This window comes from Bacillus sp. PS217 (assembly GCF_037963535.1).
GTDB classification, from domain to species: domain Bacteria; phylum Bacillota; class Bacilli; order Bacillales; family Bacillaceae; genus Bacillus; species Bacillus subtilis.
This window is the reverse complement of the sequence record NZ_CP150157.1, coordinates 82147-97489: the sequence shown is the minus strand read 5'-3', so window position 1 is coordinate 97489 and position 15343 is coordinate 82147. Positions and strand designations below refer to the sequence as shown.

The 15343-nt window shown below is 48.0% G+C and carries 9 protein-coding genes, 9 tRNA genes and 4 rRNA genes; all 22 read right to left on the bottom strand.

Translation table 11 applies throughout. The annotated features are described in order from the left end of the window. Nucleotides 1–102: 102 nt before the first annotated feature. Nucleotides 103–1652 (bottom strand): 16S ribosomal RNA (locus NSQ83_RS00545). Nucleotides 1653–1822: 170 nt separating this feature from the next. After that, nucleotides 1823–1898 (bottom strand) — tRNA-Ala (locus NSQ83_RS00540). Between the two features lie 8 nt (nucleotides 1899–1906). Continuing rightward, nucleotides 1907–1983: transfer RNA gene (locus NSQ83_RS00535), tRNA-Pro, on the bottom strand. A gap of 27 nt (nucleotides 1984–2010) precedes the next feature. Further along, nucleotides 2011–2087 (bottom strand) — tRNA-Arg (locus NSQ83_RS00530). A gap of 9 nt (nucleotides 2088–2096) precedes the next feature. Continuing rightward, nucleotides 2097–2182: transfer RNA gene (locus NSQ83_RS00525), tRNA-Leu, on the bottom strand. Nucleotides 2183–2196: 14 nt separating this feature from the next. Beyond that, nucleotides 2197–2271 (bottom strand) — tRNA-Gly (locus tag NSQ83_RS00520). Between the two features lie 40 nt (nucleotides 2272–2311). Next, a tRNA-Leu gene (locus tag NSQ83_RS00515) sits at nucleotides 2312–2394 on the bottom strand. A gap of 6 nt (nucleotides 2395–2400) precedes the next feature. After that, nucleotides 2401–2476: transfer RNA gene (locus NSQ83_RS00510), tRNA-Lys, on the bottom strand. A gap of 36 nt (nucleotides 2477–2512) precedes the next feature. Beyond that, nucleotides 2513–2588: transfer RNA gene (locus NSQ83_RS00505), tRNA-Thr, on the bottom strand. Nucleotides 2589–2592: 4 nt separating this feature from the next. Continuing rightward, nucleotides 2593–2668, bottom strand: a tRNA-Val gene (locus tag NSQ83_RS00500). Between the two features lie 22 nt (nucleotides 2669–2690). After that, a 5S ribosomal RNA gene (rrf, locus tag NSQ83_RS00495) occupies nucleotides 2691–2806 on the bottom strand. 54 nt (nucleotides 2807–2860) lie between these two features. Further along, nucleotides 2861–5788, bottom strand: a 23S ribosomal RNA gene (locus NSQ83_RS00490). A gap of 170 nt (nucleotides 5789–5958) precedes the next feature. Continuing rightward, nucleotides 5959–7508 (bottom strand): 16S ribosomal RNA (locus NSQ83_RS00485). The 16S, 23S and 5S rRNA genes sit together here with 9 tRNA genes alongside, the layout of an rRNA operon. 309 nt (nucleotides 7509–7817) lie before the next feature. Then, nucleotides 7818–9317, bottom strand: a complete 1500-nt coding sequence (gene lysS / locus NSQ83_RS00480) for a lysine--tRNA ligase (RefSeq protein WP_088467487.1) — start codon at nucleotides 9315–9317, stop codon at nucleotides 7818–7820. 91 nt (nucleotides 9318–9408) lie between these two features. Continuing rightward, nucleotides 9409–10410, bottom strand: coding sequence for a tRNA dihydrouridine synthase DusB (dusB, locus tag NSQ83_RS00475; RefSeq protein WP_014475588.1), 1002 nt, complete (start codon nucleotides 10408–10410; stop codon nucleotides 9409–9411). Nucleotides 10411–10433: 23 nt separating this feature from the next. After that, complete coding sequence (locus tag NSQ83_RS00470; RefSeq protein WP_003226678.1) at nucleotides 10434–10643, bottom strand: helix-turn-helix transcriptional regulator; 210 nt, start codon at nucleotides 10641–10643, stop codon at nucleotides 10434–10436. Further along, nucleotides 10595–11098 carry a 2-amino-4-hydroxy-6-hydroxymethyldihydropteridine diphosphokinase gene (gene folK, locus NSQ83_RS00465; protein WP_003242690.1) on the bottom strand — a complete coding sequence of 168 codons (504 nt, stop codon included), beginning with the start codon at nucleotides 11096–11098 and terminating at the stop codon, nucleotides 10595–10597. The genes NSQ83_RS00470 and folK overlap by 49 nt, the downstream gene beginning before the upstream one ends. Beyond that, nucleotides 11095–11457, bottom strand: a complete 363-nt coding sequence (gene folB / locus NSQ83_RS00460; RefSeq protein ID WP_014478613.1) for a dihydroneopterin aldolase — start codon at nucleotides 11455–11457, stop codon at nucleotides 11095–11097. The genes folK and folB overlap by 4 nt, the downstream gene beginning before the upstream one ends. Continuing rightward, nucleotides 11450–12307, bottom strand: coding sequence for a dihydropteroate synthase (folP, locus tag NSQ83_RS00455; protein ID WP_198879167.1), 858 nt, complete (start codon nucleotides 12305–12307; stop codon nucleotides 11450–11452). Before folP ends, folB begins: the two co-directional genes overlap by 8 nt. After that, nucleotides 12289–13170, bottom strand: coding sequence for an aminodeoxychorismate lyase (gene pabC / locus NSQ83_RS00450; RefSeq protein WP_198879168.1), 882 nt, complete (start codon nucleotides 13168–13170; stop codon nucleotides 12289–12291). The genes folP and pabC overlap by 19 nt, the downstream gene beginning before the upstream one ends. Further along, a complete protein-coding gene (gene pabA, locus NSQ83_RS00445; protein WP_044052655.1) occupies nucleotides 13170–13754 on the bottom strand; it encodes an aminodeoxychorismate/anthranilate synthase component II in 585 nt (194 codons plus the stop codon). The genes pabC and pabA overlap by 1 nt, the downstream gene beginning before the upstream one ends. Before the next feature lie 13 nt (nucleotides 13755–13767). After that, nucleotides 13768–15180, bottom strand: coding sequence for an anthranilate synthase component I family protein (locus NSQ83_RS00440; protein ID WP_198879166.1), 1413 nt, complete (start codon nucleotides 15178–15180; stop codon nucleotides 13768–13770). Nucleotides 15181–15343 lie beyond the last annotated feature (163 nt).

The following is a 15343-nucleotide window of genomic DNA, read 5'->3' as shown; positions in this document are numbered from 1 at the left end:
TCAAAGAACACGTTTCGAAGGAATGATCCTTCAAAACTAAACAAGACAGGGAACGTTCTGTTTATAAGACCCAAGGTCTTATATTCCGTATAATATCCTTAGAAAGGAGGTGATCCAGCCGCACCTTCCGATACGGCTACCTTGTTACGACTTCACCCCAATCATCTGTCCCACCTTCGGCGGCTGGCTCCTAAAAGGTTACCTCACCGACTTCGGGTGTTACAAACTCTCGTGGTGTGACGGGCGGTGTGTACAAGGCCCGGGAACGTATTCACCGCGGCATGCTGATCCGCGATTACTAGCGATTCCAGCTTCACGCAGTCGAGTTGCAGACTGCGATCCGAACTGAGAACAGATTTGTGGGATTGGCTTAACCTCGCGGTTTCGCTGCCCTTTGTTCTGTCCATTGTAGCACGTGTGTAGCCCAGGTCATAAGGGGCATGATGATTTGACGTCATCCCCACCTTCCTCCGGTTTGTCACCGGCAGTCACCTTAGAGTGCCCAACTGAATGCTGGCAACTAAGATCAAGGGTTGCGCTCGTTGCGGGACTTAACCCAACATCTCACGACACGAGCTGACGACAACCATGCACCACCTGTCACTCTGCCCCCGAAGGGGACGTCCTATCTCTAGGATTGTCAGAGGATGTCAAGACCTGGTAAGGTTCTTCGCGTTGCTTCGAATTAAACCACATGCTCCACCGCTTGTGCGGGCCCCCGTCAATTCCTTTGAGTTTCAGTCTTGCGACCGTACTCCCCAGGCGGAGTGCTTAATGCGTTAGCTGCAGCACTAAGGGGCGGAAACCCCCTAACACTTAGCACTCATCGTTTACGGCGTGGACTACCAGGGTATCTAATCCTGTTCGCTCCCCACGCTTTCGCTCCTCAGCGTCAGTTACAGACCAGAGAGTCGCCTTCGCCACTGGTGTTCCTCCACATCTCTACGCATTTCACCGCTACACGTGGAATTCCACTCTCCTCTTCTGCACTCAAGTTCCCCAGTTTCCAATGACCCTCCCCGGTTGAGCCGGGGGCTTTCACATCAGACTTAAGAAACCGCCTGCGAGCCCTTTACGCCCAATAATTCCGGACAACGCTTGCCACCTACGTATTACCGCGGCTGCTGGCACGTAGTTAGCCGTGGCTTTCTGGTTAGGTACCGTCAAGGTACCGCCCTATTCGAACGGTACTTGTTCTTCCCTAACAACAGAGCTTTACGATCCGAAAACCTTCATCACTCACGCGGCGTTGCTCCGTCAGACTTTCGTCCATTGCGGAAGATTCCCTACTGCTGCCTCCCGTAGGAGTCTGGGCCGTGTCTCAGTCCCAGTGTGGCCGATCACCCTCTCAGGTCGGCTACGCATCGTTGCCTTGGTGAGCCGTTACCTCACCAACTAGCTAATGCGCCGCGGGTCCATCTGTAAGTGGTAGCCGAAGCCACCTTTTATGTTTGAACCATGCGGTTCAAACAACCATCCGGTATTAGCCCCGGTTTCCCGGAGTTATCCCAGTCTTACAGGCAGGTTACCCACGTGTTACTCACCCGTCCGCCGCTAACATCAGGGAGCAAGCTCCCATCTGTCCGCTCGACTTGCATGTATTAGGCACGCCGCCAGCGTTCGTCCTGAGCCAGGATCAAACTCTCCGATAAAGTAGTTTGACTGACTACGCACATCGCTGTGCGATTTATAAAAACTGAATTAACAGGTACGTTTTGTCTTGTTTAGTTTTCAAAGATCATTTTGTTTGCTTGCTTTGTTAAAGCAACTTTATTAGTATACAACGTCACTTCTTCAAAGTCAACAACTTTTTAAAAACTTTTGGTGGAGCCTAGCGGGATCGAACCGCTGACCTCCTGCGTGCAAAGCAGGCGCTCTCCCAGCTGAGCTAAGGCCCCATAAAAAATGGTCGGGAAGACAGGATTCGAACCTGCGACCCCATGGTCCCAAACCATGTGCTCTACCAAGCTGAGCTACTTCCCGATTTCCCATCTATTCTATTAAAAGATATGGCGCGCCCGAGAGGAGTCGAACCCCTAACCTTTTGATCCGTAGTCAAACGCTCTATCCAATTGAGCTACGGGCGCAAAACATAATGCCGAGGGCCGGACTTGAACCGGCACGGTAGTCACCTACCGCAGGATTTTAAGTCCTGTGTGTCTGCCAATTCCACCACCCCGGCGTGGATGGTATAGTTGGAGCGGAAGACGGGATTCGAACCCGCGACCCCCACCTTGGCAAGGTGGTGTTCTACCACTGAACTACTTCCGCAGACAGGATGTCCAGTTTTTCTAACTGTTATCCTATATAATGCGGGTGAAGGGACTTGAACCCCCACGTCATAAAGACACTAGATCCTAAGTCTAGCGCGTCTGCCAATTCCGCCACACCCGCGTAAAATGGTGAGCCATGAAGGACTCGAACCTTCGACCCTCTGATTAAAAGTCAGATGCTCTACCAACTGAGCTAATGGCTCTTCTACAAGAGACTTGAGTATTATATCATATAAAAGTGGTGCCGGCAAGAGGACTTGAACCCCCAACCTACTGATTACAAGTCAGTTGCTCTACCAATTGAGCTACACCGGCATAATGGTGGAGGATGACGGGCTCGAACCGCCGACCCTCTGCTTGTAAGGCAGATGCTCTCCCAGCTGAGCTAATCCTCCATAATTGCACTAACGTGCAATTGCTTGGCGGCGTCCTACTCTCACAGGGGGAAACCCCCGACTACCATCGGCGCTGAAGAGCTTAACTTCCGTGTTCGGTATGGGAACGGGTGTGACCTCTTCGCTATCGCCACCAAACAAATTGAGAGTGTTCTCTCAAAACTAGATAACAGGTGTGACATCATTCAAAATGTGGTTAAGTCCTCGATCGATTAGTATCTGTCAGCTCCATGTGTCGCCACACTTCCACCTCAGACCTATCAACCTGATCATCTTTCAGGGATCTTACTTCCTTGCGGAATGGGAAATCTCATCTTGAGGGGGGCTTCATGCTTAGATGCTTTCAGCACTTATCCCGTCCGCACATAGCTACCCAGCGATGCCCTTGGCAGAACAACTGGTACACCAGCGGTGCGTCCATCCCGGTCCTCTCGTACTAAGGACAGCTCCTCTCAAATTTCCTGCGCCCGCGACGGATAGGGACCGAACTGTCTCACGACGTTCTGAACCCAGCTCGCGTACCGCTTTAATGGGCGAACAGCCCAACCCTTGGGACCGACTACAGCCCCAGGATGCGATGAGCCGACATCGAGGTGCCAAACCTCCCCGTCGATGTGGACTCTTGGGGGAGATAAGCCTGTTATCCCCGGGGTAGCTTTTATCCGTTGAGCGATGGCCCTTCCATGCGGAACCACCGGATCACTAAGCCCGACTTTCGTCCCTGCTCGACTTGTAGGTCTCGCAGTCAAGCTCCCTTGTGCCTTTACACTCTGCGAATGATTTCCAACCATTCTGAGGGAACCTTTGGGCGCCTCCGTTACCTTTTAGGAGGCGACCGCCCCAGTCAAACTGCCCACCTGACACTGTCTCCCCGCCCGATAAGGGCGGCGGGTTAGAAGGTCAATACAGCCAGGGTAGTATCCCACCGATGCCTCCACCGAAGCTGGCGCTCCGGTTTCCAAGGCTCCTACCTATCCTGTACAAGCTGTACCAACATTCAATATCAGGCTGCAGTAAAGCTCCACGGGGTCTTTCCGTCCTGTCGCGGGTAACCTGCATCTTCACAGGTACTATAATTTCACCGAGTCTCTCGTTGAGACAGTGCCCAGATCGTTGCGCCTTTCGTGCGGGTCGGAACTTACCCGACAAGGAATTTCGCTACCTTAGGACCGTTATAGTTACGGCCGCCGTTTACTGGGGCTTCAATTCGCACCTTCGCTTACGCTAAGCGCTCCTCTTAACCTTCCAGCACCGGGCAGGCGTCAGCCCCTATACTTCGCCTTACGGCTTCGCAGAGACCTGTGTTTTTGCTAAACAGTCGCCTGGGCCTATTCACTGCGGCTCTCTCGGGCTTGCACCCTAACAGAGCACCCCTTCTCCCGAAGTTACGGGGTCATTTTGCCGAGTTCCTTAACGAGAGTTCTCTCGATCACCTTAGGATTCTCTCCTCGCCTACCTGTGTCGGTTTGCGGTACGGGCACCTCTCACCTCGCTAGAGGCTTTTCTTGGCAGTGTGGAATCAGGAACTTCGCTACTATATTTCGCTCGCCATCACAGCTCAGCCTTATGGGAAACGGATTTGCCTATTTCCCAGCCTAACTGCTTGGACGCGGATATCCAATACCGCGCTTACCCTATCCTCCTGCGTCCCCCCATTGCTCAAATGGTGAGGAGGTGGTACAGGAATATCAACCTGTTGTCCATCGCCTACGCCTTTCGGCCTCGGCTTAGGTCCCGACTAACCCTGAGCGGACGAGCCTTCCTCAGGAAACCTTAGGCATTCGGTGGAGGGGATTCTCACCCCTCTTTCGCTACTCATACCGGCATTCTCACTTCTAAGCGCTCCACCAGTCCTTCCGGTCTGGCTTCACAGCCCTTAGAACGCTCTCCTACCACTGTTCGAAGAACAGTCCGCAGCTTCGGTGATACGTTTAGCCCCGGTACATTTTCGGCGCAGAGTCACTCGACCAGTGAGCTATTACGCACTCTTTAAATGGTGGCTGCTTCTAAGCCAACATCCTGGTTGTCTAAGCAACTCCACATCCTTTTCCACTTAACGTATACTTTGGGACCTTAGCTGGCGGTCTGGGCTGTTTCCCTTTCGACTACGGATCTTATCACTCGCAGTCTGACTCCCAAGGATAAGTCATTGGCATTCGGAGTTTGACTGAATTCGGTAACCCGGTAGGGGCCCCTAGTCCAATCAGTGCTCTACCTCCAAGACTCTTACCTTGAGGCTAGCCCTAAAGCTATTTCGGAGAGAACCAGCTATCTCCAGGTTCGATTGGCATTTCACCCCTACCCACACCTCATCCCCGCACTTTTCAACGTGCGTGGGTTCGGGCCTCCATTCAGTGTTACCTGAACTTCACCCTGGACATGGGTAGATCACCTGGTTTCGGGTCTACGACCACGTACTCATGCGCCCTATTCAGACTCGCTTTCGCTGCGGCTCCGCATCTTCTGCTTAACCTTGCACGGGATCGTAACTCGCCGGTTCATTCTACAAAAGGCACGCCATCACCCGTTAACGGGCTCTGACTACTTGTAGGCACACGGTTTCAGGATCTCTTTCACTCCCCTTCCGGGGTGCTTTTCACCTTTCCCTCACGGTACTGGTTCACTATCGGTCACTAGGGAGTATTTAGCCTTGGGAGATGGTCCTCCCGGATTCCGACGGAATTTCACGTGTTCCGCCGTACTCAGGATCCACTCAGGAGAGAACGAAGTTTTGACTACAGGGCTGTTACCTCCTATGGCGGGCCTTTCCAGACCTCTTCATCTACCTCGTTCTTTTGTAACTCCGTACAGAGTGTCCTACAACCCCAAGAGGCAAGCCTCTTGGTTTGGGCTGATCCCGTTTCGCTCGCCGCTACTCAGGGAATCGCATTTGCTTTCTCTTCCTCCGGGTACTTAGATGTTTCAGTTCCCCGGGTCTGCCTTCTCATATCCTATGAATTCAGATATGGATACCACTCCATTACGAGTGGTGGGTTTCCCCATTCGGAAATCTCCGGATCAAAGCTTGCTTACAGCTCCCCGAAGCATATCGGTGTTCGTCCCGTCCTTCATCGGCTCCTAGTGCCAAGGCATCCACCGTGCGCCCTTTCTAACTTAACCGTTAAAAAGAATCACTATGTGATATCTTGTGTTACTAATTGAATGTGATGTCTACTGTTATCTAGTTTTCAAAGAACACGTTTCGAAGGAATGATCCTTCAAAACTAAACAAGACAGGGAACGTTCTGTTTATAAGACCCAAGGTCTTATATTCCGTATAATATCCTTAGAAAGGAGGTGATCCAGCCGCACCTTCCGATACGGCTACCTTGTTACGACTTCACCCCAATCATCTGTCCCACCTTCGGCGGCTGGCTCCTAAAAGGTTACCTCACCGACTTCGGGTGTTACAAACTCTCGTGGTGTGACGGGCGGTGTGTACAAGGCCCGGGAACGTATTCACCGCGGCATGCTGATCCGCGATTACTAGCGATTCCAGCTTCACGCAGTCGAGTTGCAGACTGCGATCCGAACTGAGAACAGATTTGTGGGATTGGCTTAACCTCGCGGTTTCGCTGCCCTTTGTTCTGTCCATTGTAGCACGTGTGTAGCCCAGGTCATAAGGGGCATGATGATTTGACGTCATCCCCACCTTCCTCCGGTTTGTCACCGGCAGTCACCTTAGAGTGCCCAACTGAATGCTGGCAACTAAGATCAAGGGTTGCGCTCGTTGCGGGACTTAACCCAACATCTCACGACACGAGCTGACGACAACCATGCACCACCTGTCACTCTGCCCCCGAAGGGGACGTCCTATCTCTAGGATTGTCAGAGGATGTCAAGACCTGGTAAGGTTCTTCGCGTTGCTTCGAATTAAACCACATGCTCCACCGCTTGTGCGGGCCCCCGTCAATTCCTTTGAGTTTCAGTCTTGCGACCGTACTCCCCAGGCGGAGTGCTTAATGCGTTAGCTGCAGCACTAAGGGGCGGAAACCCCCTAACACTTAGCACTCATCGTTTACGGCGTGGACTACCAGGGTATCTAATCCTGTTCGCTCCCCACGCTTTCGCTCCTCAGCGTCAGTTACAGACCAGAGAGTCGCCTTCGCCACTGGTGTTCCTCCACATCTCTACGCATTTCACCGCTACACGTGGAATTCCACTCTCCTCTTCTGCACTCAAGTTCCCCAGTTTCCAATGACCCTCCCCGGTTGAGCCGGGGGCTTTCACATCAGACTTAAGAAACCGCCTGCGAGCCCTTTACGCCCAATAATTCCGGACAACGCTTGCCACCTACGTATTACCGCGGCTGCTGGCACGTAGTTAGCCGTGGCTTTCTGGTTAGGTACCGTCAAGGTACCGCCCTATTCGAACGGTACTTGTTCTTCCCTAACAACAGAGCTTTACGATCCGAAAACCTTCATCACTCACGCGGCGTTGCTCCGTCAGACTTTCGTCCATTGCGGAAGATTCCCTACTGCTGCCTCCCGTAGGAGTCTGGGCCGTGTCTCAGTCCCAGTGTGGCCGATCACCCTCTCAGGTCGGCTACGCATCGTTGCCTTGGTGAGCCGTTACCTCACCAACTAGCTAATGCGCCGCGGGTCCATCTGTAAGTGGTAGCCGAAGCCACCTTTTATGTTTGAACCATGCGGTTCAAACAACCATCCGGTATTAGCCCCGGTTTCCCGGAGTTATCCCAGTCTTACAGGCAGGTTACCCACGTGTTACTCACCCGTCCGCCGCTAACATCAGGGAGCAAGCTCCCATCTGTCCGCTCGACTTGCATGTATTAGGCACGCCGCCAGCGTTCGTCCTGAGCCAGGATCAAACTCTCCGATAAAGTAGTTTGACTGACTACGCACATCGCTGTGCGATTTATAAAAATGAATTAACAGGTACGTTTTGTCTTGTTTAGTTTTCAAAGATCATTTTGTTCACTTCGTTCAAGCGACTTTATTATTATAACTCTTTGACTCAGTGAAGTCAATAACTTTTTTTGAAGTTCTTTTTTTCGTTATCGCCTTGTTTAGCGGCAACGAATAATAATATACCACCTAGTAAATAATAGTGCAATAGTTTTTTTGAAGAAATACTAAGGAATTTAAAAAGAGCGGCATCCTTTCCCTATGGAGGATACCGCTCTTCTTTATTAGCGTTGTCTCATTTGCGGGAATAACAGCACATCGCGAATAGAAGGGGCATTCGTCAGCAGCATAACCAGACGGTCGATACCGATGCCTAAACCTCCTGTTGGCGGCATACCGTATTCCAGAGCTTCAACAAAGTCTTCATCCATTAGATGAGCTTCATCATTACCGGCTTCACGCTCTTTTAATTGCGCTTCAAAGCGTTCTCTTTGATCAATAGGATCATTCAGCTCTGTAAACGCGTTGGCATGTTCACGGCCAACGATAAACAGCTCAAAACGGTCTGTAAAACGCGGGTCCTCAGGGTTTTTCTTAGCAAGAGGAGAAATTTCTACAGGATGCCCGTAAATAAACGTTGGCTGAATAAGCGTTTCTTCAATTTTTTGTTCGAAGAATTCGTTGATGATATGCCCTACTGTCATAGAATCTTTAATTTCTACACAATGTTCTTTTGCATATTCACGCGCCTGCTCAACAGTAACCTCTTCCCAGAAATCAACGCCAGTCGCTTCTTTGACTGCGTCAACCATATGGATTCTTTTCCACTCCGGTTTAAGGTCGATTTGCTCTTCCCCGTATTGAATCGTAGTTGTGCCAAGCACTTCTTGGGCGATATGAGCGACAAGGTTTTCAGTTAAGCTCATGATATCTTTATAGTCCGCATATGCTTCATATAACTCAATCATTGTAAATTCAGGGTTATGGCGTGTAGAGACACCTTCGTTACGGAAAACACGGCCAATTTCATATACTTTTTCTAAACCGCCGACAATTAGACGTTTTAGGTGCAGTTCGATAGCAATACGCATATAGAGTGGAATGTCTAACGCGTTGTGGTGAGTGATAAACGGACGTGCAGAAGCTCCCCCAGGAATGCTGTGCATTGTAGGTGTTTCTACTTCTAAGTATCCATGATCATCAAGGTATCTTCTCATAGCTTGAATGATCTTGCTTCGTGTAATGAACGTATGTTTGCTGTCTGGGTTTACGATAAGATCCAGGTAGCGCTGACGGTAGCGCTGCTCAACGTCTTTTAAACCATGGTATTTGTCAGGAAGCGGACGAAGCGCTTTTGTCAGCAATTCAAAGGAAGTTGCTTTAACAGACAATTCGCCTACATTTGTTTTGAAGACTTTTCCGGTTACGCCGATAAGATCACCGAGGTCAGAAGACTTGAAGATTTCATATTGGTCGTCACCGACACTGTCTTTTCTTACGTAGATTTGGATTTGGCCTTCTAAATCCTGAAGATGGGCAAAGCCGGCTTTTCCTTTGCCGCGTTTTGTCATCATGCGGCCTGCGATTGTAACTTCAATCGCTTTTTCTTCTAACTCTTCTTTGGTTAGATCTTGATATGCCGAAATAACTTCTTGAGACTGATGAGTTCTTTCAAAACGTGCGCCGAATGGATCGATGCCGTTATCTCTCAGCTGATTCATTTTATCGCGTCTGACTTGCAGCTGATCATTCAATTCTTCATGGTTATGCTCTTCTTGACTCATTGTTATCACTCCATTACAGATATTGTTTCATGAAAAAAGCAGAAAAACTGCCAGCGTAAAACTAGCAGTGAGCAGCAAATAGAGGTGAGTATTATCCTACTTTTGCATTTTGAAGCTCTTTTGCCTCAACTTCAACCGTAAATGCATCTAAAAGCTGTACAAACTCTTCTCTCGTCTCGCAATGATTGATTTCATTACGAACGTTCGCATTGCCTTTCACGCCTTTCAGATACCATGCAGCGTGCTTTCTCATTTCTCTTACCGCTACGTTTTCACCTTTTAAGTCAATCAGGCGGTCAAGATGCAGTTTGCATACGGCCATTTTTTCGCGTACTTGCGGCTCTTCTTTTAATTCACCTGTTTCAAGATACTGAACCGTACGGTAAATCATCCACGGGTTGCCCAATGCAGCGCGTCCGATCATGACCCCGTCTACTCCTGTCTCATCGAGCATACGCTTAGCATCCTGCGGTGTCTTAACATCGCCGTTTCCGATAACCGGAATCGATACTGATTGTTTTACTTCTTTGATGATATCCCAGTTTGCCGTTCCTTCGTACATCTGCACTCTAGTACGGCCGTGAAGCGCAACTGCTTTACCGCCCGCACGTTCTACAGCCTGTGCATTTTTCACTGCGAAAATGTGGTCTTCATCCCAGCCCATTCTCATTTTCACTGTAACTGGTTTATTAACAGCATCCACTACTGCAGAAACCATTTCGTAAATCTTATCAGGATCGAGAAGCCATTTGGCTCCCGCATCGCATTTTGTAATCTTCGGCACGGGACATCCCATGTTAATGTCAATGATATCAGCAGTTGTGTTTTGGTCTACAAACTTCGCCGCTTCCACAAGGGTTTCCTTTTTTCCTCCGAAAATTTGAAGGCTCAGTGGTTTCTCACGTTCATCAATATAAAGCATACCCATTGTTCTTGCATTGTTGTAAAGGATCGCTTTGTCACTGACCATTTCAGCGCATACCAATCCGGCTCCGAATTCCTTTACAGTCAATCTGAACGCAGAGTTGCAGACACCAGCCATAGGTGCGAGCACAACCCGGTTTTTCAATTGAATATCTCCGATTTTGAACAATTTTTCTCCTCCTTTCATTTGTTCTATTTTTCTGGCGGCGCCAATTCGTCCGCACTTATATTTAAAACATCTGCTGCATCTTGAATGATGGCAGCTGACGGCAATCGGTTTCCGCGTTCAATTTCGCCGAGAATAGAAACTGATATACCTAATGCTTTTGCAAATCCTTCTTGAGTATAACCTTTCAGCTTTCTGAATGCACGAATTCGTCTACCCCAGATTTCTGCTTCCATACTCTTACACCTTCTTGGTCTGTTTCGGCGCTTGTAGCCTCTTTTTCAACCTGCTGGCAAATTTCCGCAAGCGGCGCAAGGACAAACAAACGCTCATACATTCTCGGATGCGGAACAATTAGTTGCTCTGTTTCAATATTTTCACGATTAAATAACAAAATGTCAAGGTCTGCCGTCCGCGGCCCCCATCTTACTTCCCTTGTTCTGCCTAATTCATTTTCTATCTGCTGCGTCAGTTCAAGGAGTTCAAAAGGGTTCAGTGATGTCTTGATTTCAACAGCCATATTCAAAAATTGAGCTTGATCTTCGTATCCGACCGGGTCAGTTTCATAAATAGACGACACTTTAGTGACTGTCACCGCAGCATGCTGATGCAGTAAAGCCACTGCTTGCCTTAAATACGTTTCTCTATCTCCAATATTAGATCCAAGTGCAATATAAGCTATGTTGTTCATGACTTTTTTCTCGTAATTTCAATTGCTACTGATTTATAGTGTCCGGGAATTGGCGGGTCTGGCTTAATCACTTTCACCGTACATTGCTGAACAGGCTGAAATTTTTCGAGAACAGTGCCAGCAATACGTTCCGCCAGCGTTTCTACCAATTTTACAGGCTCCCCTTCCACGATATCTTTACATACGTGATAGAGCTCAGCATAGTTGATCGTTTGCTCAAGGTCGTCTGTTTGTCCGGCTTTGCTTAAATCCAGCTCAGCGGTTAAATCGACTTTAAACCGCTGGCCAAGTTTGTTTTCTTCTTTGAACACACCGTGATATCCGTAAAACTCCATACCTTCTACATAAACTTTATCCATGGTGCACCCCTCCCTTATTCAGCATCGCGTCCATCATTTTCGCCATTCTGGCAATTTGCTTTACATCATGGACCCTGACAATGTCACAGCCTTTTTGAATGCCGAGACACACAGTCGCGCCTGTGCCCTCAGCCCGCTCCTCAGGCGGAAGATCCAGAACACGTCCGATGAATCTTTTTCGGGAGGTTGCCAGAAGAACCGGATACCCCAGTCCGCTCAAAATCTCTAGTTTGTTCATCACTGCCAAGTTATCGTGATAGGTTTTCGCGAAACCGATACCGGGATCAAGAATAATGTTCTTCTCGTCTACTCCGGCCTTAACAGCAATTTTTACACTCTCCATTAAGTCCGTCAGCATATCCGGCAATAAGTCATTGTAGTTTCTTTCAGGGCGGTTATGCATGAGAACAATTGGAACATTATGTTCAGCTGCAACGGAAGCCATCTTCGGATCATGTTTGGCTCCCCAAATATCATTGATAATGGATGCGCCGGCTTTCACTGCTTCATCTGCGACAGAAGCCTTGTACGTATCTACAGAAATAGGAACACCAAGCTCTTTCGTAATCCGCTCAATCACCGGAATGACTCTGGACATCTCCTCATCCTCAGATACGCACTCAGCGCCAGGCCTTGTCGATTCCCCTCCGATATCAATGATATGGGCACCATCATCGATCATCTCTTTCGCGTGCAGCAGCGCCTTGTCCAAGCTGTCATATTTTCCGCCGTCCGAGAAAGAGTCAGGCGTTACGTTTAAAATTCCCATCACCAGCGTCTTCTCTTTATATGATAAAGCGCTGGGCTTAGTGTGGATTACTTGTGTTTGATCTATTGTGTGCTGCGCCATGCTCTTCCTCCCTTTTCATACATCATGTTCTTTATTTCTTTTTTGTATAACAATTGAAGAGCGGAGGTTGCATCTCCGCTTTGGCTTCCATAGTTTACTTCTTCTATTTTAGTAAACGGGATGATTTCAAGAACCGAGTTCGTCATCCACGCTTCGTCAGCTGTCAAGAGAGCTTCTAGCTCATATCGGCCCGTTTTGAGCTCCAGGCCGATATTCTTTGCATTTTCTATGATAAAACGTCTCGTGACGCCGTCCAGAATACCGGTATCAAGCGATGGCGTATAGATACAGCGACCTTTTCTCCAGAAGACATTAGATATGATACCCTCTGCAACAGCTCCATCCTCCGTTAAGAAAATTCCCTCGACACGCGGATCATTTCCAATTTCCCGTTTCGCATACATATTATTTAGATAATGATGAGATTTTAACCGGAACGATCCCTCTGGAGTGTTTCTCCGTATCGATAAAACCTTTCCTTCTTTTTGCAAAGGAAGACTTTCTGGTTTCAGCTGATTCACAAAGCATAAAACGGTGGGCTTATCGTACGTCTGGGCGACAAAGCCTTTATCGCTGATTCCCGCTGATATGTTCAGTCTGACGCGGGCATTGCCATCCTTGATATCATTTAGCTTAAGCAGCTTGTCCAGCATCTCAAGGATCTCATGCTTTGAAACAGTATATTCGATTTGCAGATCCTTAAGCGCGCGTTCAAGCCTCTCTATATGCCAATCAAGCAAAAACGGGCAGCCTTCGTAGAGCCTGAAGGTTTCGAAAACACCGATCCCATATAAAAACCCATGGTCAAAAGGAGAAAGAACTGCATCTTTCTCCTCCATATACCGGCCGTTCACATATATCATCACGCAATAACTTCCTTGCGATATGTCTCAATAAAATTTCTGAGCATTTCTTTCCCAAAGGAGGTCATAATAGACTCTGGGTGAAATTGCACACCCTCTATCGGGAGGTCATTGTGGCGAATAGCCATGATTTCTCCTTCTTTCGTTTGTGCTGTTACTGTAAAACAGCTTGGCAGCGTCTCAGGTTTTACGATCAGCGAATGGTATCGCGTCGCAACAAGGGGGTTTTTCAACCCTTCAAAAATGGTTTTGCCGTCATGCTCAATATCCGAGGTTTTCCCGTGCATAAGCCGTTCTGCCCTAACAACATCACCACCGAACACTTGTGCGATGGACTGATGTCCGAGACATACACCGAAAATAGGAATTTTCCCTGCGAAATGTTTAATTGCTTCGAGGCTGATTCCCGCCTCATCAGGGCTGCACGGTCCGGGAGATATCATCAGAAAGTCCGGAGACAGTTCTTCGATTTCTTCGATTGCGATGCTGTCATTGCGTTTCACAACCAGCTCTTCCCCAAGCTCGCCCAAATACTGTACCAAGTTGTACGTGAATGAATCGTAGTTATCAATCATTAAAATCATTTCTCCGCTCACCTCATCTAATTTTTGTCTCTTCTTTGCTCAGCTCTAATGCTCTTTGCATCGCAAAAGCTTTTTTGAATGATTCCTTGTATTCGTGCTTCGGAACAGAATCAATCACAACTCCTGCGCCGGACTGCATAAACGCCTGCCCTCCGGTTGCATAAATGGTTCGAATGACGATATTAAACTGCAGATCGTGATTATATCCAAACCATCCTATAGATCCAGTATAAAGCCCTCGGCGTGTCGGCTCAAGTTCTTCTATAATTTCCATCGTTCTTACTTTCGGTGCACCAGTAATGGTTCCTCCGGGAAACACAGCATGAATAATATCTACAGCATCATACCCATCCTGCAGTTCACCTTGGACATTAGACACAATGTGCATCACATGCGAGTATTTTTCAATTGCCATGAATTCATTTACGCGCACAGACCCGTAACGTGATACTCTTCCCAGATCATTTCGCTCAAGATCAACCAGCATGACATGTTCCGCTCGTTCTTTTTCATTGTGTATCAATTCGTTTGCAAGCGCCTCGTCTTCTTCATTTGTTTTCCCTCTGGAACGGGTGCCCGCAATCGGTCTTGTCTCTAATAGCTTGCCCTTTTTGCTGACAAGCAGTTCAGGCGATCCGCAAATGATTTGGAAATCAGGTGTTTCTAAATACGCCATATAAGGAGAAGGATTTACTTCTCTCAAGGTTTTGTAAATTTGATATGGGTGGGCAGACAGTGACTGTGACTGCCTTATTGATAGATTGACTTGAAACACATCTCCGCTGGCAATGTATTGTTTGATTTTCTCTACAGCTTGTGAGAACCCATCCTCGGTAAATGGCGCCGCGAAGGAACCATCTGTTTCAGGATTCATCTCTCGCGAAGAGACAGCGGGAAGCTCAGTCAGCCACATCTGCTCTAACTCAGATAGCTTCACATCCGCTGTTTCCTGTTCAGAACCATTAACATGAGTAATCAGCCATAGAGACTCTTCTTGATGGTCATAAACTGCTATATCATCAAAAACAAGAAAATAAATATCTGGTGTTTCTAGATCATCTAATGAGAGCATTTTAAAATTTTCAATGTACCGTGCGTAATCATAGCTGAGAAACCCGATTGCCCCGCCTTGAAAGTCAGGGAACTCATGATTCGTTTCTGTTTCCAGCGTTTTAAACCAGCTGTGGAAGGCCCGTAATGGATCACCTTCTTTAAACAGCATCTCATCACCATGCTTAATTGTAGTTATTCCGTCTTTTCCTTTCACAGTCGCAATTGGATCAAGACCGGCTATACTATATCTGCCGCCTCTTGCACTTTCGAGAAGTACATGATGTTTCCGGGATTGCGCAAGTTTCTCAAATTGTTGTAAGAATGAGTCTTTTTGAAAAGGTATTTTTTTGCCTGCCGGTCTGCGTTGTGCCATTTGTATCATTCCTCTATTTTCTTTTTTACTTGTTTTTAATTGTAAAGCAATGTTGTTAGTGAAAAAAGTGAATTTCTCTTCCAAGAATAACATTCGTCGCAGACATGGCATATTTGATGCACGAAATATAAAAAAACTCCCGGCGGACCGGGAGTTTTGGCTT